The following is a 20,953-nucleotide window of genomic DNA, read 5'->3' on the forward strand; positions in this document are numbered from 1 at the left end:
GCAGGAAGCTAACAGTTCCCACCGACAAAAGCAGTCTCAACGACATCCAGAGCATCACTCCACCCCCCGGGAGTAGGCTGAAAGATCAGCGGGCAGACCAACTCACATGGAGAGGCCGATGCGCAACGGCCGAGGCACATTGAGCGTGGCGGTCGGCTTGGTGCTGATGGCCCTCGCCACGGTCGGCTACGCGCTACCCCCTGCCTTCGACCCCCCGCCCCTGGCCGCCGACCCGGTCTTCCAGTCGCTGCCGCCGCAGCCGGCGGCCGAGCGGCGGCCCGTGGCGGCCACCGGCACGTTCCGCACCGAGCGCTTCTCCATCCCCGCCGAGGGCCAGTGGCTGCACGGCACGATCAGGGCGCCGCTGGCGCCGGGCAGGCATCCGGCCATGGTGTTCGTGTCGGGTTCGGGCAACGGGTCGAGGGAGGAGTTCACGCCCCAGGCCGAGTTCCTCGCCAGGGCGGGCGTGGTGACGCTCGCCTACGACAAGCGCGAGGTCGGCTACAACTTCCGCAGCAGGGACTTCGGCCTGCTCGCCGACGACGTGCTGCGCATGGTGGCGCACCTGCGCGCCAGGCCCGACGTCGATCCGCTGCGCACCGGCGTGTGGGGCGTCAGCGAGGGCGGCTGGGTGGTGCCGATCGCCGCGGCCAAGAGCACCGACGTGGGCTTCGTCGTGCTGGTCTCCTCGCCGAACGTCTCGCCGCTGCGCCAGGTCGCGTGGGCGCTGAACGAGCAGTTGCTGCGCCTGCACGCCCCGATCGGCGCGCGCGACCTGCTGACCAGGGCGATGGGCGGGGTGGGCTTCGACTTCCTGCGCTACGACGCGACGCCGGCGCTGGAGCGGATCAGCCAACCGGTCCTGGCCCTGTACGGCACGGCCGACCCGTCCATCCCGTTCGTGGAGAGCACCGAGGCGCTGATCAAGGGCTTGACGAAGGCCGGCAACGCCAGGTACACGATCCGCTACCTGGCCAGGGCGGACCACGCGATGCGCATCAGCGGCGGCCCGTTCACCCCCGGCTACCTCGACACGCTCGGCAACTGGATCCTCGGCCTGCCCCGCACCGCCGAGCCCCCGCTGCACCTGGCGGGCGCCACCCCGGTGCAGCGTTTCGCGGCCAGCGACGTGCCCGCCGCGCCCTGGTACGCCGGCGGGGCGATGCTCGGGCTGACGATCTGCCTGGCGGCCGTCGGCTACGTCGCCGGTCCCGTCGCGGTGATGTTCGTACGGCTGCGCGGCCGCCACACCACGCTGGAGGAGACCAACGCCAGGCTGTGGCCGCCGATCCGGCGCCGGCTGCGCCGGATGGCCTGGACGGGCGTCGGTCTGCTGGCCGCGGTGCTGGCCTTCATCACGCTGCTGGTGATGTTCTCGATCAATCAGGCGGGCGCGTGGCCCGCCGTGCTCGCCGGTTGGCTGGTCGTGCGGGTGCTGGCCGTCCTCATGCTGCTGCAGGAGGTGACGGCCGTGGCGGCGGTGGTGTCGGGCCTGCGCGAGGGCATGCGGCCGAGCAGGTGGCAGCACGTGGCCATCGCGGGCGTGCTCGGCGGCACGGGCCTGCTGCTGGTGGCCGCCGCCTACTACGGCCTGTTCGCCTTCCCCTGGTGAGTGAGGCCTCTCCGGTGGCCGGCGCTCGCCTGGTGAGCGCGCTGTCCCCGGTGGCCGGGGCCTCCCGTCGCGCCGGGCCTGTTCCGGTGGTTCAGAGGTAGGCGCGCTGCCATCGCTCGATCTGGTCGAAGACCTGCTTGCGCACGGGCTCGGCCGACAGCACGAGGTCGTGGATGCCGTCCTGGACGCGTACGCAGGTGACGTGCGGGCCGAGCGAGGTGGACCAGCGGGCGATCTGCCGCGGGTCGAGCACCACGTCGGCCGAGCGCGCCTCGGGCACGAAGTCGCGCACGCGCAGGCCGGTCGAGGCGGCCATCACCAGCACGGGGACGTCGACGGCGAGCCCCCCGTGCAGGCGGCGCTGCGCCCTGCGGATCGCGGCGAGCCACGTGGCGTGCACGTCGAACCCGCCGAGGGGTTTGAGCTGCAGGTCGAAGTCCCATTCGCCGCCGTGGTCGCGGTGGATGCTCTTGCCGTAGGCGGTGCTGAGGCCGAGCGGCAGCGGCCGCGTGGTGTAGGACAGCGGCGTCTTCAGCAGGTCGGCGGCCAGCCGCAGCGGATAGGGCACGTTGAGGTCGAAGAACGGGCTGTTGAGCACCAGCGCGTCGAACAGGCCCCGGCCGCGCACCCTGTCGGCCCACAGCGCGGCGACCAGGCCGCCGGTGGAGTGGGCGTTGACGACGAGCTGGTCGTGGCCCTCGCGGATGATCCGCACCGCCTGGTCGATCTCGGGGAAGTAGTCGGTGACGCTCCTGATCAGCCCCCTGGTCTGGTGCGGGAGCAGCGACCTGCCGTACTTGCGCAGGTCGAGGGCGTAGAAGTCGAAGCCCTGGTCGAGGTAGAAGTCGGCCAGGTGGTCCTGGAAGAAGTAGTCGGTGAAGCCGTGGAGGTAGAGGACCGCGCGGCGCGAGCCGGCCGTCCTGGCCAGGAGGGTCGCCACGACCTCGCCCTCGAAGTCGGTGGGGAGCTTCAGGACCGTTGTCTCGTACACGCTAGTCACCCTAGGGATTTTCCGGCCAGAACGGCACATCCGCCTCGCTCGCCTTCACGGTGAAGCGGGCCGGGCGGCGCGCATCGGGTCGTCGGCATCGCAACGGTCAAAAGCTTCGATCATTTCCCTACGCATGGTCCTCGTGAACTCGTTCCGGCGTTCGGGGCGATTCAATATCAGGGTGGCGAATCCGCCTGCCAGGGCATGGACCGAATGATATTCGGTCTGCAGGGTTTGCTGGATGTTCACCCCCGCATAGGTAGATATTTCGTACAAGTCCGTAGGCTCCCGTCGGCCTAGGACGGAGCGCACGGGGAAGCGGGTAACGCGTGGGGCACAGGACGAAACCTGCCGGTTCGGGCGCTGTCGTGGGCTGGACGCTGCTCTCCGCGATCGCCCCGGGGGCCGCCCACCTGCGGGCGGGCCGGCGCAGGACCGGGCTGGCCCTGCTGATCGGCTACGCCGTGCTGCTGCTCGGCCTGCTGTGGCTGGTGCTGACGGCCGACGGCGACCTGGTGGGCGCGCTGGCGGGCGCGCTGACCTCCGACTCGCTGCTGACCGTGGTCATCATCGCCGTCGTGGCGCTGGGCCTGGGCTGGTTCGCCCTGATCCTCCACTCCTACCTGGTGCTGGCTCCCGGCAGGCTGCCCCAGACGGGGCAGATCCTCAGCGGCACGCTCGCGGGACTGCTGGCCGTCGGGATGGTCCTGCCGTTCGGGCTCGCGGCGCAGTACGTGTGGGTCTACCAGCAGACGCTCAACAGCGTCTTCGACACCCCCACCGAGCCGCAGGCGGCCGAGCAGGCGCCGAAGGACCCGTGGGCGGACCGGACACGGGTCAACGTCCTGCTGCTCGGCGGCGACGCCGACGACAACAGGATCGGCGTGCGGACCGACAGCATGCACGTGGCCAGCATCGACGTGAAGTCGGGCAACACCGTGCTGTTCAGCCTGCCGCGCAACCTGGAGGACGTCCGCTTCCCTCCCGGCACCCCGATGGCCGAACGCTTCCCCCAGGGGTTCAGCCTGCCGCCCGACGCGAACGGCGGGCGCAGTGACCTGCTCAACAGCGTCTGGGAGTACGCCGACGCGCACCCGGAGATCTTCGGCGGCAAGAAGCGGCAGGGCCCGCACGTGCTGAAGGAGACCATCGGCTACACCCTCGGCCTCAAGATCGACTGGTACGCGCTGGTCAACATGTGGGGCTTCGCCCGGCTGATCGACGCGATCGGCGGCATCGAGCTCACCGTCGAGCAGGACGTCGTCTTCGGCAAGTACAACGAGGGCCTGGTCAAGGCGGGAACGCGCCGGCTCAAGGGCGCCGACGCCATGTGGTACGCCCGCTCGCGCACCTTCAGCGACGACTTCACCCGGATGCGCAGGCAGCGCTGCGTGATGGGCGCCCTGCTCACCCAGGCCGACCCGGCCACGGTGCTGCTGAGGTTCAACGGCATCGCCGCGGCGACGAAGCAGCTGGTGCGGACCGACATCCCCCGTCCGGTGCTGGAGCACCTGGTGCCGCTCGCGCTGAAGGTGAAGAGCGCCAGGGTGACCAGCGTGCAGTTCGTCCCGCCGCTGATCAACACCGGCTACCCCGACTGGGTGAAGATCCGCGCGGTGACCGCCAAGGCGCTGCGCGACTCGGTCAGGCCCCGGCCCAGCGCCGCCACGGCCGACCAGTCCGCCACCCCCACAGCCACGCCATCGGGGACGCCGTCGGGCACACCCGCGGCCAGGCCGTCCGGCACGCCCACGCCGAAGCCCCGCGACGTCGCCGCCCCCAAGGGCATCACGGACGGCTGCGCGGCGCCCTAGTGATGAGAGACGTGGACGTTTCTCATGAGTGGCGGCCGAGCGTCCGCAGCAGCAGGTCCCGCAGCTGGACGCGCTCGGCCTCGGTCAGCGTGGCCAGCGGCTCGGCGGCGAACCCGAGGGTGCCGCTGAGCTCGTCGACCACGCGCCTGCCCTCCTCGGTCAGCGCGACGTTCTTCACCCGGCGATCGGCCGGGCTCGCCACCCGTCCGGCCAGCCCGCGCCGCTCCAGCCGGTCGACGATGCCCGTCACGTTGGACGGGTCGCACCGGAACAGCTCCGCCATGCGGCGCATGGGCAGCGGCTCGCGTGACAGCAGGACCAGCGCCTTGGCCTGGAGCGCGGTCAGCTGCCGGTCGGCGGCCGCCTGCTCGTAGGCCTCGTTGTACCTGGCCGCCACCTCGGCCATCAGGGCCACGACCTCCCGTGTCACGCTCATGCCGTTGAGTATAGTTGATGCATCTCAACTATTTAGGGGGATCAACCATGCCTCGTCAGTTCGTCCTGGCCTCGCGGCCGTCCGGCTGGCCGACCACCGGCAACTTCGCGCTCGAAGAGGCTCCCGCCCAGGCGCTGGAGGAGGGCCAGATCAGGGTCCGCAACCAGTTCATGTCCGTGGACCCCTACATGCGGGGGCGGATGAACGACGTCGAGTCGTACGTCCCGCCGTTCGAGCTCGGCCGGCCGCTCGACGGCGGCGCGGTCGGCGAGGTCGTCGAGTCGCGCGCGCCCGGCTTCGCCCCCGGCGACCTGGTCCTGCACGGGCTCGGCTGGCGCGACGAGGCCGTGCTCGACGGCGCCCGCGCCAGGAAGGTGGCACCCGTCGAGGGGCTGCCGAACTCGGCGTTCCTGTCCGTGCTCGGCATGACGGCGCTGACCGCCTACGTGGGGCTGCTCGACGTGGCCTCCTTCAAGGAGGGCGAGGCGGTGTTCGTCTCGGGCGCGGCGGGGGCGGTCGGCGGCATCGCCGGGCAGATCGCCAAGCTCAAGGGTGCCTCCCGGGTGATCGGCAGCGCCGGATCGGCCGAGAAGGTCGCCTACCTGCGCGACATCGGGTTCGACGCGGCGTTCGACTACCGGCAGGCACCGGTGGCCGAGCAGCTCAGGGCGGCCGCGCCGGACGGGATCGACGTGTACTTCGACAACGTGGGCGCGGACCACCTGGAGGCCGCCATCGGATCGCTGCGGACCTTCGGCAGGGTGGCCATGTGCGGGGCGATCGCGGCCTACAACACCACCGAGCCGCCCGCCGCCCCGCGCAACCTGGCCCTGGCGATCGGCAAGCGGCTGACGCTGCGCGGATTCATCGTGAGCGACCACATGAACCGGATGTCCGACATGGTGACGGAGATCGGCGGGTGGCTGCGCGAGGGCAGGATCTCCTACCAGGAGACGGTCGTCGACGGCCTCGAGAACGCGCCCGAGGCGTTCCTGGGGATGCTGCGCGGCGAGAACACCGGCAAGATGATCGTCCGCGTGTAGCCGTCAGGCGCGGAAGGAGTCCTTCGCCAGCCGCCGCACGCGTTCCTCGTCGATCGAGTGCCCGAGGCCCGGCTGGGTCAGCGGCACCGCCACCACCCCGCCCGACGCCCCGACCGCCGGTGTCACGATCTGCGCGTTGCGCGGCGGCTGGGTCACGTCGCACGGCAGCGTGCATCCCGGCAGGCTGGCCACCGCGACCGCCGCGGCCCGCGCCAGCCCCGCACCCTGGCCTCCGGCGCACTGGATGTCCCACCCGGCGGCCGCGGCGCGGTCGTGCGCCCTGCGGGCGTCGCTCAGCGACGGCAGCGCCGCCGGCCTCAGCAGCAGCACCTTCGCCGCGCGCAGCGTCAGGTAGTCGTCGAGCTCGGCGGTCGAGCGCGGCTCGACCGCGACCGAGGCGCGCACCCTGTCCTGCAGGTCGGCGTGGGCGTAGGGGTCGTCGACGGGGAACGGCCGCTCGATCACCTCCAGGCCGTACTCGTCGAGCGCGGCAAGCTGCTCGGAGGAGGTGTACGCGCCGCCGCAGTCGACGGCGAGGCTCAGGGCGGGATAGGTCTGCCGTACGGCACGCACGGGCTCGATGTCCCACCCGGGTCGCACGTCCAGCGTCACGTGCGCGTAGCCGCCGCAGATCTGCTGGTTGACCCGGGCGACGAGGCTCTCGGTGGACGGGTCGAGCCCCAGCCTGACCGTCGCCATGAGTGAGGTGCCGCCCCCGCCGAGCGCGTGGGACAGGGGCACGCCGCGCATCTTGGTCCACAGGTCCCACAGCGCCATGTCGACCGCGCTGCCCCCGCCCGGCACCTGGTCGGGGTGCTCCCAGTCGACGCCGATGAGCTGTGCGGCCAGCCCCTCCTCCAGGGCGCCCCACAGCTTCGGCTCGGGCGAGACGATCTCGCCCCATCCGCTCATCCCCCCGTGGTCGGTGAGCCGGACGAGCAGGGTCTCCGGTCGCCTGCCGTACGGCAGGACCAACCGGAAGACCTCCAGCTCGCGCACTCGCGGCATGTTTCCCCCTAAGAACGGACTCCTTCCATGGTGCCCGGAGGAACCGGCTGCGCCAAACGGGGCGCGATCACGGCGGCCAGGACGGCGAGCGCGAAGGCGAAGGCGAACCCGACGACGTAGTGCTCGCCGCTGGCGGTGAACAGGGCGCCGGTGACCGCGACGGCCACGACGGTGAAGACGGACTCGCCGACGCCGACGGCCGCGGTGTTCTGGCCCTCCTCGCCCGGCTTGGACCTCTCCAGCACCAGCACCGAGACCGTCGGGTGCAGGGCGCCGATGCCCAGGCCGGAGATCGCCATGGCGACGTAGGCGAGCGCGATGGGCACGGCATCGACCAGGACGAGCGCGATCAGCGCGATGCCGAGGGCGATCATCAGGGCGCCGCCGCGCAGGGCGGTCAGGTTGCCGACGGTGCCGCGGCCCTTGACCCACGATCCGGTGGACCAGCCGAGCGCGCCGACGGTCAGGACGACGCCGGCGCCGATCGGCGACATGCCGCGCTCGTTGATGAGCATGAGCGGGATCAGCACCTGGGCGGCGGTCAGCGAGCCGAAGGCCAGGCCGCGCAGCACGGGCGCGGTCGGCAGGCCGGGGGCGGACCTGAGGGAGCCGGGCAGCAGCAGCCTGGGCAGCGCCACGGCCAGCAGGACCACACCGGCGACCAGCAGCGGGACGCCGCCGAGGGCCAGCGCGCTGCCGTACTGGATCAGGGCGGCGGCCACGGCCGTCAGGGTCGCCCAGACGAGCTTGCCGCCCAGGCCGGGGGCGGGCTCGGCGGTGCCGGTGTCGAGCCGGAGGCCCGCCGTACCGCGCCAGAGCACCAGGGCGGAGGGGACCACGATCAGGGCCACGCCGAGGAAGACCCAGCGCCAGTCGACGTTCTCCACGACCAGGCCCGCGATCGCGGGGCCGACCATCGAGGGGATGACCCACGCGGCCGAGAACAACGCGAACACCTTGGGATGCATCGCCTGCGGGTATGCCCTGGCGACCAGGACGTAGAGGGAAACCTGGATCAGGCCGGCGCCGAGGCCCTGGATGAAGCGGCCCCCGACGAACACCTCCATGGTGGGTGCGAACCCGGCGATCAGCAGCCCGCCGACAAAGGTGACCACGCCGACGGCGATGGGCGGCAACGGCCCTTTCACGTCGCTCCACCGGCCGCCGAGGACGGTCGCGATCACGCTGGCGGCCAGGGTGGCGCTGAAGGCGAGGTTGTACAGGTGCATGCCGTCGAGCTCGCGGGCGACGACGGGCATGGCGGTGGCCACCGCCATCGCCTCGAACGCCACAAGCATGACGAGCGCGACCAGGCCGAAGCTGAGGGACCGGTACGCGCTGGACACCACACTGACGGGAGGAGCGGGGTCAAGGGTCGCTTTCATGCCGGAAACGTATGGGTGGGGCGGGGTCCGGCACATCGGGCAGGGGTCCTAGGCATTTGGTCTGACGACCGGCGGCACCGGCCCGGCCGATCCGCGTCCCGCCTCGGGCCACCCGGGGCCGATCGTGGCCGGTCGTGGCGGGTCGGGGGTCGCGGCCGATCGTGGCAGGTCAGTGCCTTTGCCGTCAGTCGATCAGTGCCTGCTCGGGGTCTCCGATCGCGCGCAGGACGGTGGCGGGGACGACCAGGTCGGCGCGACCCCGGGTGGTGGCGACGAGGTCGGCGTTGCGCTGGTCGGTGCCCAGCACCCAGGCCACGGCGGCGTCGTGGGCCTTGCCGAACCGCTCGTGGCGGGCCACCAGGCGGCGCACCCGCTCGTCCGCGTCGAGGTCGCAGAACCAGACCTCGTGCAGCCGGGGCCGCACGCGCGCCCAGTCACCCTGGTCGACCAGCAGGTAGTTGCCCTCGGTGACGATCAGCCTGGCCGAGCGCGCGACCGGGATGCTGCCGGCGATCGGCTGCTCCAGGTCGCGTTCGAACGCGGGCGCGTAGACCACGTCGTCCTCGTCGTCCCTCAGCCGGGCGAGCAGCGCCGCGTAGCCGGCGGCATCGAAGGTGTCGGGCGCTCCCTTGCGGTCGCGCCGTCCGAGCCGGTCGAGCTCGACGTCGGCCAGGTGGAATCCGTCCATCGGCACGTAGGCCACCCACTCCTGCGGCGGCAGACCGGCCGGAGGGGCCTGCCGCAGCAGCGCGACCAGGTTCTCGGCGAGCGTGGTCTTGCCCGACCCCGGGCTTCCCGCGATGCCGAGCAGCGCGCGGTGCCCGTCCCTGACGAGGGAGCGGGCCCGCTCCGCCAGATCGTCGAGAGCCGTCATCGCGAGCGGCTCGTGTGGAGCTGGTCGGTGATGAAGGCGTGGGCGTGACGCGCCAGGTCCTCGCCATCCGACCAGAGATCGCGCCAGATGGCCAGGTCGTTGGACAGTCCGCGCATCACGACCGCCGAGGAGAAGGATTCGAAGGTGATCGGCCCACCGTAGCCGATGTCGGCAAGCGCGTGGAAGAACGAGGTGAAGTCCAGGTGCCCCGAGCCGAGGTAGCCCCGGTGGTTCTCGCCGACGTGGACGTAGCCGAGCCGGTCGCCCACCTCGTGCACGGGCCGGACGAAGTCGTCCTCCTCGATGTTCATGTGGTAGGTGTCGAGGTGGATGAGCACGTTGTCCTCGCCGATGTCGTCGGCGAGCACGAGCGCGTCGTGCGCGGTGTTGATGACGTTGGTCTCGTAGCGGTTGCAGATCTCCAGGCCGAGCGTCATGTGCCGGCGGCCGGCCTCCCTGGCCAGGCCGCGCAGCACCCCCACCACGTTGCGGCGTCCCGCGGCGGTGAGCGGGTGACCGTACTTGCCGAGGGCGCTGTAGAGGGCGCCGGTGAAGTGGGTGCCGCCGAGGGCGGCGGTCGCGGCGAGCGAGTCGTGCAGCAGCTTCTCGCCCCGCTCCACCACGGCCGGGTCCTCGCTGGAGACGTCGGCGTCGAAGGCCAGGCCGCGCGAGCAGGCCACGCCCAGCCCGGCGGCGCGCAGGGCCTCCCGCGTGGCGCCGACGTCGAGGTTGGCCGAGTCGTGCAGGGAGATCTCCAGCAGGTCGAACCCGGCGGCCTTGGTCTTCTCGACCGCGGCCGCCATGGACGCCGGGGTTGTGTCGCCTGCCCACACCAGGGCGTGGACGCCGATCGGGTTGGTCTTGGTGGTCATGGTTCCTCGTGTCGGTTGTCGGGGGTCGTGGGTCGTTGCCCGGCTGCCCTCGGGGGCCGCGGGGTCACCTGGCCGCGGCGCCGGTGATCAGGGCGACGATCTCCTCGCCGGTGGTCTCGGCCGTACGGCGCCCGCCGACGCAGCGGCCGGCGCGCATGACCCACACCTGCTGGCTGAGGCGCATCACCTGGGCGAAGTTGTGGCTGATGAGCAGGACGGCGTGCCCCTCGTCGCGCAGCCTGACGATGAGCTCCTCCACACGGGCGGTCTCCTGGACGCCGAGCGCCGCGGTGGGCTCGTCCATGATGACGAGCTTGGAGCTGAAGCCCGCCGCGCGGCAGATGGCCACGGCCTGGCGCTGCCCGCCGGACAGCCGCCTGACGCGTGAGCGGACCGCGGGCACGTTGACCGCGAGCGTGGAGACCATCTCCCTGGCACGGGACTGCATGGCCCGCCGGTCCAGGAGGGCCACGGGGCCCACCCGGTGGACGATCTCACGGTTGAGGAAGAGGTTCTGCCAGACCGTGAGGTCCTCGACGAGCGCCAGGTTCTGGTGGACGGTCTCGATGCCGGCTTCACGGGCGTCCTCGGGCGAGTGGAAGTCGATCTCGGCGCCGTCGAAGACGATGCGCCCGCTGTGCGGCCGGTGGATCCCCGAGATGCAGCGCACCAGCGTGGACTTGCCCGCGCCGTTGTCGCCGACGAGGGCGGTGATCTCACCCGCGCTCAGCGTCAGCGAGACCTCCACCAGGGCGCGGACGTTGCCGAAGGACAGCGAGACGTTCTCGCAGCGGAGCAGGGTGTCGCCGGTCATGGGGCCGGGCTCGGGCTGGACGGTCATCGCTGGAACCTCGTCAGGAGTGCGGCCAGCACCACGACGATGCCGACGGCCAGTGGCTGGTAGAACTGCGAGACGCCGAGCAGGGTGAGGCCGTTGACCAGCGCCACCAGCAGCAGGGCGCCGATGAACGGGCCGATGATGGTGCCCCGCCCGCCGAAGAGGCTCACGCCGCCGAGCACGACCGCGGCCACGGAGTTCAGCAGGAAGGAGGTGTTGGCGGCCGGCTCCGCGGCACCGATCCGGGCCACCAGCAGGATCGCGCCGAGCCCGGCGAGGACGCCGCTGACCGTGTAGACGGCGATCTTGATGCGGGCGGTGCTGATCCCCATGGCCGTGGCCGACTCCGGCGCGCCGCCCGTGGCCAGCAGGTGGGTGCCGAACCTGGTGTGGAAGAGCGTCACGTGCGCCGCGAGGGCGACCGCGACCGCGATGAGGAACGGCCAGCCGAAGATGCCGATGCCGCCGGTCGACAGGCGCAGCAGTGCCGGATCGATGATGGTCACGGGCTTGCCGTCGGACAGGATGAGCGCGAGCCCCGAGGCCGCCGACAGCGTTCCCAGCGTCACGATGAAGTCCGTGATCCTGCCCTTGGCGATGATCACCCCGTTGATGACGCCGACCAGGGCGGCGGCGACGATCCCCAGCACGCACGCCGGCACGAGTCCCCACCCGGCGGCGTAGGCCTGGCCGAAGGCGACCGCGCCCAGCGTCATGGTGGAGGCGATCGACAGGTCGATGCCCGCCGTGGCGACGACGAAGGTCTGGCCCACCGCCAGGACGATCAGGATCGCCGCGGCCACCAGCATGGAGGCGATGTTTCCCGGGCTCAGGAACGTCGGGTTGAGCACCTGGAAGACGACCACCAGGACGGCCAGCCCGACGAGGGCGGCCCACTCGGCCCAGAATCCCAGGTCCTTGAGCCGGGCGGACCAGGCTTCGCGGTCGGGCGCCGCGAGGGTTGCGTTTGCCATGTCTGTTCTCTCCGTGTCGCCGCGCTCCTGACGGTTCGCCGCGACGGTGGTGCGGCTACTGGGTGAGGGCCTTGAACGGGTCGTCGTAGGCCTGGAACGGCTTGGGCGCGGTGGCCAGCGCCTGGTCGGCGTTGTCCTTGACGATCATCTCGATCGGCGCCTTCACGGTGGGCGGCAGCGTCTTGCCCGCCGTGGCGGCCTGGCACGCCTCGACGCCCATCACGCCGATCGCGTACGGGTACTGCGAGACGGTGCCGTTCAGTGTTCCGGCCTTGACCGCCTCGACGGCCTCCTTGTTGCCGTCGACGCTGATGACCTTGACCTTGCCCGTCTTGCCCTCGTTGGCGACGGCGCGCGCGACACCGAGGCCCATGTCGTCGTTGGCGGCGAAGAAGCCGGCCAGATCCGGGTGCGCCCGCATGATGTCGGTCGCCGCGGTGAGCGCCGCCTGGCGCTCCCAGTTGGCCGCCACGGTCTGGACGACCTTGAGGTTGGGGCCGAGCCCCTGCTGGAAGCCCTCCACCCGAGCGCCGCTGGTGACGTCGCCCGCGATGCCGCCGATGACGGCGACGTTCCCGCCCGAGGGAAGCAGCTTGGTCATCTGCTGCCCCGCCATCTTGCCGGCCTCGACGTTGTCGGTGCCGATGTAGGTGGCGAGCTTGACGTTGGCGCTCTTGGCCGCGGTCGGGTCGACGGGGCTGTCGATGTTGACGATGGGCTTGTTCATCGCCGAGATCTGGGCGAGGCCCTGGATGAGGTTGGTGCCGGTGATCGGGTTGACCACGTAGCAGGAGAAGTCCTGCCCGGCGAGGCCGTTCAGCTTGTCGGCCTGGCCGGTGGTGTCGGTGATGGAGTTGGCCGCCTGGACGGTGACCGTCACGCCGCCCGCGCCGGCCTGGTCGTCGATGCCCTGTTTCATGGCCTGGAAGAACGGGTTGTCGAGACCCTTGATCACCGCGGCGTACTTCTCCTGGGCGGCCTTGTCCTGGGCGATCGATCCGCCGCCCGCGCCCGCCGCCTCCACCTTCGTCCCCGAGCCGGACGGCTGGCCGGAAGCGCACGCTCCCAGCATGAGCGCCTCCAGGGCCACGACCGCGCCTATCGCCACGGCTCGCCGGTTTCTGCTGTTGACGTGCATCGGATGCCCCTTTCAGCGTCGATGGCACGACCGTAAGCCGCCTTCTGAAATCGGACAACCCATCTTTTGACTTTAGAAATCGAAAGTTTCTTGACTTACGTCTAGTTCCAGCCATGGCTACAGTGGTCCAGTGGACATAACCACCGTCGCCGTCCCGCGTTGGGGAGTCAGCGCGGGCGAGATCCTCAGCCTGTTCCGCGGCGCGTCCGACGGCCTCACCAAGACGGACGTGATGCGCAGGACCGGCCTCTCGCGCACCACCGTCAACCAGCGCCTCGACGGGCTGCTCGCCGCCGGGCTGCTGGTCCCCGCGCCCGAGGACGCGCGCACCCGCGGCCGGCCCGCGGGCCAGTTCGTCGTCAACCACGACCGCGGGGTGCTGCTCGTGGCCGACATCGGCGCCACCGGGCTGCGCACCGCGCTGTGCGACCTGGGCGGGCGGGTGCGAGCCGAGCGCGAGGCCCGCGCCGACGTGACGGCGGGCCCGCAGACCATCCTCGGCATCGTCGACGAGCTGTTCACCGAGATCCTCGAGGAAGGACGGCACCGGCCGAGCTCGGTGCTCGGCATCGGCATCGACGTGCCCGGCCCCGTCGACTTCGCCACCGGGCGCGTGGTCAGCCCGCCGATCATGACCGGGTGGGACCGCTTCGACATCCCCGGATGGTTCGCCACCCGCTACGCCTGCCCCGTCCTGGTCGACAAGGACGTCAACGCCATGGCCTTCGGCGAGCAGCGCCTGCGCCACCCGGACGTCCCCCACCTGCTCATGGTCAAGGTGGGCACCGGAGTCGGCACCGGCCTCGTCGCGGGCGGCCAGGTGCACCGCGGCGCCGACGGCGCGGCCGGCGACGTCGGCCACACCCAGGTCACCGTCGACGACACCACCGAGCCCCCGCTCTGCCGGTGCGGGAACGCCGGCTGCGTGGAGGCCTACGCCGGAGGATGGGCCCTGGTACGCGACCTCCAGGCGGCCGGGCGCGAGGTGGACACCGTCGACGACGCCGTCCGCCTCATCCGCGGCGGCGACCTCGTCGCGGTACGGCTCGCCCGGCGCGCGGCCCGCATCCTCGGCGGCGCCATCGCCGACACCGTCAACCTGTTCAACCCGCGCGTCATCGCGATCGGCGGCCAGCTCGCCCACACCGACGAACTGCTCTTCGCCGGGATCCGCGAGATCGTCTACCGGCGCTCGCTGCCGCTGGCCACCCGCAACCTGCAGATCGTCCGCAGCGAGCTGGACCCGCACGCGGGGATCCTCGGGCTGGCGCAACTGCTGGTGGACGGCATCTACGCGCCGCAGCGCGTGCAGGAACTGGTCGACGGGGCGGCGCCGTAGCCGCACCGACACGCACGGCACCGCCCAGACACCCACACCGACACACACCGCCGGGACACCCACACCGGCCCCGCACCGCACCGCCCAGACACCCACACCGGCACACGCGGAACCGCTGGACACGCACGCCCGCCCCGCGCCGCACCGCCGCCGATACGCGCACCCCGCCGAGACACCCACGCCGGCACGCGCCGCACCGCCGGGACGTCCGGCCCGCCGAGAAACCCACATCGGCGTGCACCACACGGCTGGGACACCCGTGCCGGTAGGCGCCGCATCGCCGCGACATCCACGCCGGCACGCACCGCCGGGACACCGCACCGCCGGGACACGCACGTCCCGCATGCGCCGCACCGCCGCCGATCCGACGCGACACCCACACCGGTACGCGCCGCACCGCCGGGACACGCACGTCCCGCATGCGCGGCACCGCCGCCGAGGCCGGCCGAATCCCCCGGAGGAGAGCGCCCGGCCCCACCTGGGCGCGGGCGCCCCGCCTCGTGGGAGACGCCGGGTAGGTATGTCAGTCGGAACGGACGTGCGCCGCGAGCCCCGCGATCAGCAGGTCCAGCCCGAGCTCGAACCGCTCCTCCCCGCTCGGCCGCACCATCTCCGCCGCGTACCGGGTCAGATACGGGAACCGCTCCGGGGGCAGGTTGCGGAGGTAGTCCTCCATCTGCGTGAACATGTCGGCCACGAAGGTCTCGACGTCCATCCCGCTGGACCGCTGCTGGGAGGTGTACAGCGATCCCTCGTAGGCGTCGGCGGCGACGAGCATCCCGAGCCGGTCGACCGCGATGGCGGCCAGCCGGGGCGGCACCCCACCCTCGATCATGATGGCCAGCATGCCCTCGCCCAGGCGCATGGAGTTCGCCCCCATCGGCACGTTGGCCAGCGACACTCTCCCGATGTCGCCATGGGAGTTGAGCACGTGGTGCATGGTGAGCACGGTCTCGCGTAGTTGCTCGGCCCAGCGTTCCGGTTCGGGGGCCGGCACCTCGATCTCGGCCAGTACCCGCTCGTAGATCAGTTCCAGTAGTTCCTCCTTGTTGGCGACGTGCGCGTAGAGGGAGGCCGGTCCGGTGTCGAGTTCCTGGGCGACCTTGCGCATGCTCAGCGCGTCGAGGCCTTCACGGCCCACGATGCGCTGCCCCGTCTCCACGATGAGGTCCTGGGTGAGCTGCGGCTTCACCGGCTTGGGGGTACGTGTCTTCCGCCACGGAGGCGCGGGCAGTGGCTCCATGACGAACAATGTACTTGACACGAACGGCGTTCGTACATAGAACAGTGTCCGCCAACGAACGCCGTTCGTCCTTAGGAACGGGGTTCGAATACAGAAAATCGTTTCCCCCCAAGGAGCCCCCCATGACGACGACCACCTCCGCCACGGCGGACACCGTGGCCTACCGGTGGCGCTGGCCCGCCCTTTTCGTGATCCTCGCCGCCGAGATCATGGACCTGATCGACGCGCTCATCACCCAGATCGCCGCCCCGACCATCCAGAAGGAGCTCGGCGGCTCGGCCAGCCTCATCCAATGGCTGATCTCCGGCTACACCCTCGCCATGGCGGTCGGGCTGATCACCGGTGGCCGGCTCGGCGACCTCTACGGCCGCAAGCGCATGTTCGTGATCGGCGCCCTCGGCTTCACCGCCGCCTCCCTGCTGTGCGGCGTGTCCGTCAGCCCCGAGATGCTGATCGCCGCCCGCGTGCTGCAAGGACTGTTCGGCTCGGTGATGATCCCCCAGGGCCTCGGCCTGATCAAGGAGATGTTCCCGCCCGAGGAGATCGGCAAGGCGTTCGGCATGTTCGGCCCCGTCATGACCATCTCCTCCGTCGGCGGCCCCGTGCTGGCCGGCTGGCTGGTCGACGCCGACCTGTTCGGCACGGGCTGGCGCATGATCTTCCTGATCAACCTGCCGATCGGCGTCGCCGCCGTGCTCGCCGCGCTGAAGTTCCTGCCGGAGTTCCGCATGTCCAACGCCACCAGGCTCGACCTGGTCGGCATGCTGATCGTCTCCGCCGCCGCCTTCCTGTTGATCTTCCCGCTGATCCAGGGACAGGAGCAGGACTGGCCCGCCTGGACGTTCGTCTCGATGGCCGGCTCGATCGTGATGTTCGCGATCTTCGGCGCCTACGAGTCGCGCCGCCAGCGTACGGGCAAGGACCCGCTGGTCACCCCCAGCCTGTTCCGCAAGCGCGCCTTCACCGGCGGCCTCGTCGCGGGCCTGTCGTTCTTCACCGGCATGATCGGCCTGTCCCTGGTCTTCATGCTGTACGTCCAGGAGGGCCTGCACTTCACCCCGTTCCAGGCCGGCCTGGCCAGCCTTCCGCAGGCGATCGGCGGCATCGCGGGCTTCGGCATCGCCATGGCCCTGGTCGCCAAGCTCGGCCGTACGCTCCTGCAGATCGGCACCGCCGTCATGGCGACCGGCGCGGGCGTGCTCGGCCTCACCATCCACCTCGCGGGACTCGACGTCAGCGCCTGGCAGCTGGCTCCCGGCCTCGCGCTGGTCGGCATCGGCATGGGCCTGACCATGGCCCCGTTCTTCGACATCGTGCTGGCGGGCGTCGAGCCGCACGAGTCCGGCTCGGCCTCCGGCACGCTGACCGCCATCCAGCAGCTCGGTAGCGCGCTCGGCGCCGCCGTGCTCGGCACGCTGTTCTTCAACCTGCTCAAGAGCCAGTGGAGCTTCGGCGACGCGATGCAGGTGACGGTGTGGGTGGAGATCGGGTTGCTGCTCGTGACCTGCGCGCTCTCCTTCCTCCTGCCCCGCCACGCTCGCGAGGAGTCCATGCACTGATCTCCGCCACGGCAGGCGCCCCGGTCACCTCATGACCGGGGCTTCGCCGTTCCACCCCTTCTTCCGGTACGGCGAAGCGGACCGCGTACGGCGGCCTCGCCCCAAAGCAAGCCCGCCGGAACAGCGAGCCCCCAGACCGCCTCGCCCAAAGCTGACGGAAGAGCGGCACCGCCCGCCTCACCCCGAAGAAACCCAACGGAACAGCGGCACCGGCCGCAGGCAAAGAAGACCCACCGGGAACAGGGGAACCACCGCATCGCCCGGAAGACACCCCACGGAACGGCGGGCGACACCGCCGGCCTCGTCCCGAAGAAGCCCGGCAGAACGGCGACACCGAACCACCGGCTCACCCAAGACACATCCGACGGAACGGCGACACCGCCCGCCTCACCCCAAAGAAGCCCGATAGAACGGCGACACCGCCCGCATACGAGGGCCTCGTCCGGAGGGCTCGTGGCCCGAGTTCCGGGCCGGACCTCGTCGACCGGCGGCGGCCACCCCGAGGAACGCCCCTCGGGGTGAAGCGCCAGGACGGCATGACCGGCAGGAAGCGCCGCCCCCTGCCGCCTCTCCGAGGCCCTCTTCGGCAGCGAACGACGGCGTGGACGAGACAGCCCCGCGCGGCGCGAGACACCTCGGTCGCGCATCCACCGGCATCCGCCGAAATCCGCCGGAGCCCCCGGCATCCGCCTGGGAGCTTCCGGGCGTCTGGTCAGCGACCGTCGACCCGCTGGGAGGACTCCCCGAACACCCAGGCGGAGGTCTGCGCGATGAAGTCGTGGGGGAACCCGGCGACGAAACCGGTGGCCTCCTCCAGCCGCCGCATCGCGGCGTCCGGCAGCTCGCAGTCGAGCGCGGCGAGATTGTCGGCCAGCTGGGCCGCGGTGCGTGCCCCGACGATGGGGTGGACGGCACGCGAACGGGCCCGCGTCCAGGCGATGGCCACCTGCGCGCTGGTGACATCCAGTTCCTCGGCCACCTCCTGCACCACGTTGGCGACGGCCAGGTCCTGCGCGCTGATCGACTCGGCCTTGATGCGGGTGCCCGGCCCCGCCGTACCCTGGGCGAACTTGCCCGACAGCACCCCGCCCGCCAGCGGGCTCCAGGCGGCCACCGTCATCCCGTACGCCTCGGCCATGGGCAGCAGTTCCCGCTCGATGTCGCGGTTGAGCAGGCTGTAGGGGACCTGCAGCCCCGCGAAAGGGGTCCAGCCGCGCCATTCGGCCAGCGTGTTCGCCCGGGAGACGATCCACGCGGGCGCGTCGGAGATGCCGACGTACAGCACCTTCCCGGCGCGGACCGCGTCGTCGAGGGCGCGCATGGTCTCCTCGACCGGTGTGTGCCTGTCCCACAGGTGCACCCAGTAGATGTCGAGGTAGTCGGTGCGCAGCCGGCGCAGGCTGGTCTCCAGGGAGGCGGTGAGGTTCTTGCGGTGGTTGCCCGCCGCGTTGGGGTCGGCGCCGTCGCGGGAGACGGTGTACTTGCTGGCCAGCACGAACGAGTCCCTGCGGCCGTCGAGCAGTTCGCCGAGGATCTCCTCGCTGGCCCCGCCGCGGTAGTTGATCGCCGTGTCGAGCACGTTGCCGCCCGCCTCGGCGTAGATGTCCAGCATCTTGCGGCATTCCTCGACCGGTGCGCCCACCCCGCCCTGCTCCCCGAACGTCATCGCGCCCAAGAACAGTTCCGAGACCCGCAGGCCGGTCGATCCGAACAGCCGGTAACGCATGATCAGTCCTTTCCATGGCAGGGGCGTCGACGCGCTCCCTGTCGATCATCAGCGTTCGCCCCGACTCCGTCCCTGATCCTCGCCGCGGCGATGCCACGTCCTTCGCAGTGCCTGGCGAGCCGGAGGGAGGCCCACGGGCTCTGGACGCCCGCCGCGGCGCCAGGACGGGCACCGCATTGCCTTCCACATCATTGTGATCTTTACGGCGAGGACTGTAAACGATCGCGAGCACCACCGGACGACCGGATCCGAACGGCCCGCCCGTCAAGCCCCGGAGGCCCCGGCCGTCAGGGCCGGGCCGTCAGGGCCGGGCCGTCAGGGCCGGGCCGTCAGGGAAGGTGGCGTTCCTTCCACTGGGTGAGGTCCTGCCGCTGGATCGCGGCCGCCATGAGGTCGGGGAAGGCGTCGGGGGTGCAGGCGAACGCCGGAACCCCCAGCGCCGCCAGCGCCGCCGCGTTGTCGTGGTCGTAGAACGGCGCGCCCTCGTCCGACAGCGCCAGCAGGACGATCACCTGCACCCCGGCTCGCGTCATCGCCGCGACCCTGCGCAGCATCTCCTGGCGCACGCCGCCCTCGAACAGGTCGCTGACCAGGATGAAGATGGAGTCAGCCGGCCTGGTGACCAACTCCTGACCGTAGGCGAGGGCCCTGTTGATGTCCGTGCCGCCGCCGAGCTGCGTGCCGAACAGCACCTCCACCGGATCGTGCAGCTGGTCGGTGAGGTCGACCACCGCCGTGTCGAACACCACCAGCGACGTCTTCAGCGACCGCATCGACGCCAGAACCGCCCCGAACACCCCCGAATACACCACCGAGGACGCCATCGACCCGCTCTGGTCGACGCACAGCACCACCTCACGCCGCACGGCGCTCTGCTGCCGGGCGTAGCCGACCAGCTTGGACGGCACGACGGTACGCCGGTCGGGAAGGTAGTGCCGCAGGTTCGCCCTGATCGTGCGGTCCCAGTCGATGTCGGCGGCGTTGCGTGGCCGGTGGGTCCTGGCCGTCCGGTCGAGGGCGCCCGCGATCGCCGACCTGGTGCGTTCGGTCAGCCTGCGTTGCAGCTCGCCCACCACCCGCCGGACGACCGCGCGTGCCGACTCCCGCGACTCATCTGGCATGACCCTGTTGAGTGCGAGAAGGGTGCCGACGAGATGGACGTCCGGTTCGACGGCGTCGAGCATCTCCGGTTCGAGCAGCAGCCGGGTGAGGTTCAGCCGTGTGATGGCGTCCCGCTGCATGACCTGCACGACCGTGGAAGGGAAGCAGGACCTGATGTCGCCCAGCCAGCGCGCCACCCGCGGCGCCGACGCGCCGAGCCCGCCGGCCCGGTCCGGCTCGCTCTCGTAGACGGCGGCGAGCGCCTCGTCCATCCGGGCGTCGGCGCCGCGCGGCACGACCCCCGTGCCGTCGGCGTCACCGCCGCCCAGCACCAGCCGCCACCTGCGCAGCCGCTCATCCACGTGCCACCCCCAGGATCATCTGCACGGTGCGTACGGCAGGCGCCGCCCGGCCCTCGTCCACCTCGACCGGACGGCCGGCTGTACCGGCGCCCGCGGCCTGCACCCGCTCCCCGATCGCGCGCCGCTCCGGAGCCTCGAAGGCGGCGAAGGTGCGGCGCAGCAGCGGCAGCACCTCGGTGAACTGGTCGCCGGTCAGGCCCGTCAGCCAGCCGTCGACGAGGGCCAGCAGGCGAGGGTCGTGGACGAGCATGAGCGCGCCGCCGGCCAGGAAGCCCTCGACCCACGCGGCGGACCTGGCGGGAGGGTTGCCGTGGGACATCGCCCTGGACATGCGGTCGCTCGCGTCGTCGAGGGCGAGCTGTCCGGCGTCGAGGAGGAGGCGGGTGAGACGGCCCTCGATGAGGCCGTGCGGCTCGGAGCGGTCGCACACGGCGTGCAACGTCGCCAGCCATCGGGTCTTCGGCGACGCCTTGGGGGATGCGCCGCCACCCGGCAGGTCGGACGAAGATCGGTCGGAGGTGGCCGGTTCATTCGCGAATCCCCCGGTCGAGGGCCGATCGGGTGAGGATCGGTCTGGTGAGGATCGGCCAGGTGAGGGCCGGTCAGACTCGAGATGCTCGCCTGCGGATCGATCGGGT

At 71.3% G+C, this 20,953-nt stretch carries 19 protein-coding genes; 5 read left to right on the forward strand and 14 right to left on the reverse strand.

Annotated elements, in window-relative coordinates; genetic code table 11:
* Positions 1-118 precede the first annotated feature (118 nt).
* Entirely contained in the window at positions 119-1,612 is a 1,494-nt protein-coding gene (locus ACWENQ_RS11490; protein WP_449927265.1) for an alpha/beta hydrolase family protein, read from the forward strand.
* Between the two features lie 91 nt (positions 1,613-1,703).
* On the opposite strand, the gene ACWENQ_RS11495 is transcribed toward ACWENQ_RS11490, so the two are convergent.
* Together ACWENQ_RS11495 and ACWENQ_RS11500 are read right to left on the reverse strand one after the other, a co-directional pair.
* The gene (locus ACWENQ_RS11495; protein WP_354907376.1) at positions 1,704-2,603 is read right to left on the reverse strand and encodes an alpha/beta hydrolase; all 900 of its coding nucleotides are present in this window, start codon (positions 2,601-2,603) and stop codon (positions 1,704-1,706) included.
* 54 nt (positions 2,604-2,657) lie between these two features.
* The gene (locus ACWENQ_RS11500) at positions 2,658-2,852 is read right to left on the reverse strand and encodes a hypothetical protein (protein ID WP_449927262.1); all 195 of its coding nucleotides are present in this window, start codon (positions 2,850-2,852) and stop codon (positions 2,658-2,660) included.
* Positions 2,853-2,971: 119 nt separating this feature from the next.
* Here ACWENQ_RS11500 and ACWENQ_RS11505 point away from each other — a divergent pair, with 119 nt between their 5' ends.
* On the forward strand, positions 2,972-4,417 hold the full coding sequence (locus tag ACWENQ_RS11505) for an LCP family protein (protein WP_452413968.1): 1,446 nt from the start codon (positions 2,972-2,974) through the stop codon (positions 4,415-4,417).
* A gap of 22 nt (positions 4,418-4,439) precedes the next feature.
* Here the strand turns inward: ACWENQ_RS11505 and ACWENQ_RS11510 are convergent, their stop codons facing one another.
* Positions 4,440-4,853 (reverse strand): MarR family winged helix-turn-helix transcriptional regulator, encoded by a 414-nt coding sequence (locus tag ACWENQ_RS11510; RefSeq protein WP_449927257.1) that lies wholly within the window; start codon positions 4,851-4,853, stop codon positions 4,440-4,442.
* A gap of 47 nt (positions 4,854-4,900) precedes the next feature.
* On the opposite strand from ACWENQ_RS11510, the gene ACWENQ_RS11515 reads away from it, so the two are divergent.
* A complete protein-coding gene (locus ACWENQ_RS11515) occupies positions 4,901-5,896 on the forward strand; it encodes an NADP-dependent oxidoreductase (RefSeq protein ID WP_452413970.1) in 996 nt (331 codons plus the stop codon).
* A gap of 3 nt (positions 5,897-5,899) precedes the next feature.
* Here the strand turns inward: ACWENQ_RS11515 and ACWENQ_RS11520 are convergent, their stop codons facing one another.
* From ACWENQ_RS11520 to ACWENQ_RS11550, 7 genes are all read right to left on the reverse strand, one after another.
* Positions 5,900-6,904 carry an enolase C-terminal domain-like protein gene (locus ACWENQ_RS11520; RefSeq protein ID WP_452413971.1) on the reverse strand — a complete coding sequence of 335 codons (1,005 nt, stop codon included), beginning with the start codon at positions 6,902-6,904 and terminating at the stop codon, positions 5,900-5,902.
* A gap of 8 nt (positions 6,905-6,912) precedes the next feature.
* Positions 6,913-8,289, reverse strand: a complete 1,377-nt coding sequence (locus tag ACWENQ_RS11525; RefSeq protein WP_452413973.1) for an MFS transporter — start codon at positions 8,287-8,289, stop codon at positions 6,913-6,915.
* A gap of 184 nt (positions 8,290-8,473) precedes the next feature.
* Positions 8,474-9,163, reverse strand: a complete 690-nt coding sequence (locus tag ACWENQ_RS11530) for a nucleoside/nucleotide kinase family protein (protein ID WP_452413974.1) — start codon at positions 9,161-9,163, stop codon at positions 8,474-8,476.
* Positions 9,160-10,035 (reverse strand): sugar phosphate isomerase/epimerase family protein, encoded by an 876-nt coding sequence (locus tag ACWENQ_RS11535; protein WP_452413976.1) that lies wholly within the window; start codon positions 10,033-10,035, stop codon positions 9,160-9,162. Before ACWENQ_RS11535 ends, ACWENQ_RS11530 begins: the two co-directional genes overlap by 4 nt.
* Before the next feature lie 64 nt (positions 10,036-10,099).
* Complete coding sequence (locus ACWENQ_RS11540) at positions 10,100-10,876, reverse strand: ATP-binding cassette domain-containing protein (protein WP_449927240.1); 777 nt, start codon at positions 10,874-10,876, stop codon at positions 10,100-10,102.
* The gene (locus ACWENQ_RS11545; RefSeq protein WP_452413978.1) at positions 10,873-11,847 is read right to left on the reverse strand and encodes an ABC transporter permease; all 975 of its coding nucleotides are present in this window, start codon (positions 11,845-11,847) and stop codon (positions 10,873-10,875) included. The genes ACWENQ_RS11540 and ACWENQ_RS11545 overlap by 4 nt, the downstream gene beginning before the upstream one ends.
* A 55-nt stretch (positions 11,848-11,902) precedes the next feature.
* A complete protein-coding gene (locus ACWENQ_RS11550) occupies positions 11,903-12,985 on the reverse strand; it encodes a sugar ABC transporter substrate-binding protein (protein WP_452413979.1) in 1,083 nt (360 codons plus the stop codon).
* 130 nt (positions 12,986-13,115) lie between these two features.
* Here ACWENQ_RS11550 and ACWENQ_RS11555 point away from each other — a divergent pair, with 130 nt between their 5' ends.
* Positions 13,116-14,324 carry an ROK family protein gene (locus tag ACWENQ_RS11555; RefSeq protein ID WP_452413981.1) on the forward strand — a complete coding sequence of 403 codons (1,209 nt, stop codon included), beginning with the start codon at positions 13,116-13,118 and terminating at the stop codon, positions 14,322-14,324.
* Positions 14,325-14,847: 523 nt separating this feature from the next.
* On the opposite strand, the gene ACWENQ_RS11560 is transcribed toward ACWENQ_RS11555, so the two are convergent.
* Positions 14,848-15,567, reverse strand: a complete 720-nt coding sequence (locus tag ACWENQ_RS11560) for a TetR/AcrR family transcriptional regulator (protein WP_449927228.1) — start codon at positions 15,565-15,567, stop codon at positions 14,848-14,850.
* Between the two features lie 122 nt (positions 15,568-15,689).
* Between ACWENQ_RS11560 and ACWENQ_RS11565 the strand changes: the two genes are divergently transcribed.
* Entirely contained in the window at positions 15,690-17,126 is a 1,437-nt protein-coding gene (locus tag ACWENQ_RS11565; RefSeq protein ID WP_354907389.1) for an MFS transporter, read from the forward strand.
* A gap of 712 nt (positions 17,127-17,838) precedes the next feature.
* On the opposite strand, the gene ACWENQ_RS11570 is transcribed toward ACWENQ_RS11565, so the two are convergent.
* The 3 genes from ACWENQ_RS11570 to ACWENQ_RS11580 form a co-directional block, all read right to left on the reverse strand.
* Positions 17,839-18,852, reverse strand: a complete 1,014-nt coding sequence (locus ACWENQ_RS11570; protein WP_449927223.1) for an aldo/keto reductase — start codon at positions 18,850-18,852, stop codon at positions 17,839-17,841.
* A gap of 329 nt (positions 18,853-19,181) precedes the next feature.
* A complete protein-coding gene (locus ACWENQ_RS11575; protein WP_449927221.1) occupies positions 19,182-20,315 on the reverse strand; it encodes a VWA domain-containing protein in 1,134 nt (377 codons plus the stop codon).
* Entirely contained in the window at positions 20,308-20,811 is a 504-nt protein-coding gene (locus tag ACWENQ_RS11580; RefSeq protein WP_452414518.1) for a DUF5682 family protein, read from the reverse strand. The genes ACWENQ_RS11575 and ACWENQ_RS11580 overlap by 8 nt, the downstream gene beginning before the upstream one ends.
* Positions 20,812-20,953: the final 142 nt, after the last annotated feature.

It is taken from the genome of Nonomuraea sp. NPDC004354, assembly GCF_053602555.1.

Excerpts from the sequence above, each read along its gene's own strand:
- ACWENQ_RS11490 (WP_449927265.1), top strand. The coding sequence starts at position 119 with ATGCGCAACGGCCGAGGCACATTGAGCGTGGCGGTCGGCTTGGTGCTG.
- ACWENQ_RS11510 (WP_449927257.1), bottom strand. The coding sequence starts at position 4,853 with ATGAGCGTGACACGGGAGGTCGTGGCCCTGATGGCCGAGGTGGCGGCC.
- ACWENQ_RS11515 (WP_452413970.1), top strand. The coding sequence starts at position 4,901 with ATGCCTCGTCAGTTCGTCCTGGCCTCGCGGCCGTCCGGCTGGCCGACC.
- ACWENQ_RS11520 (WP_452413971.1), bottom strand. The coding sequence starts at position 6,904 with ATGCCGCGAGTGCGCGAGCTGGAGGTCTTCCGGTTGGTCCTGCCGTAC.
- ACWENQ_RS11525 (WP_452413973.1), bottom strand. The coding sequence starts at position 8,289 with ATGAAAGCGACCCTTGACCCCGCTCCTCCCGTCAGTGTGGTGTCCAGC.
- ACWENQ_RS11530 (WP_452413974.1), bottom strand. The coding sequence starts at position 9,163 with ATGACGGCTCTCGACGATCTGGCGGAGCGGGCCCGCTCCCTCGTCAGG.
- ACWENQ_RS11535 (WP_452413976.1), bottom strand. The coding sequence starts at position 10,035 with ATGACCACCAAGACCAACCCGATCGGCGTCCACGCCCTGGTGTGGGCA.
- ACWENQ_RS11540 (WP_449927240.1), bottom strand. The coding sequence starts at position 10,876 with ATGACCGTCCAGCCCGAGCCCGGCCCCATGACCGGCGACACCCTGCTC.
- ACWENQ_RS11545 (WP_452413978.1), bottom strand. The coding sequence starts at position 11,847 with ATGGCAAACGCAACCCTCGCGGCGCCCGACCGCGAAGCCTGGTCCGCC.
- ACWENQ_RS11550 (WP_452413979.1), bottom strand. The coding sequence starts at position 12,985 with ATGCACGTCAACAGCAGAAACCGGCGAGCCGTGGCGATAGGCGCGGTC.
- ACWENQ_RS11560 (WP_449927228.1), bottom strand. The coding sequence starts at position 15,567 with ATGGAGCCACTGCCCGCGCCTCCGTGGCGGAAGACACGTACCCCCAAG.
- ACWENQ_RS11565 (WP_354907389.1), top strand. The coding sequence starts at position 15,690 with ATGACGACGACCACCTCCGCCACGGCGGACACCGTGGCCTACCGGTGG.
- ACWENQ_RS11570 (WP_449927223.1), bottom strand. The coding sequence starts at position 18,852 with ATGCGTTACCGGCTGTTCGGATCGACCGGCCTGCGGGTCTCGGAACTG.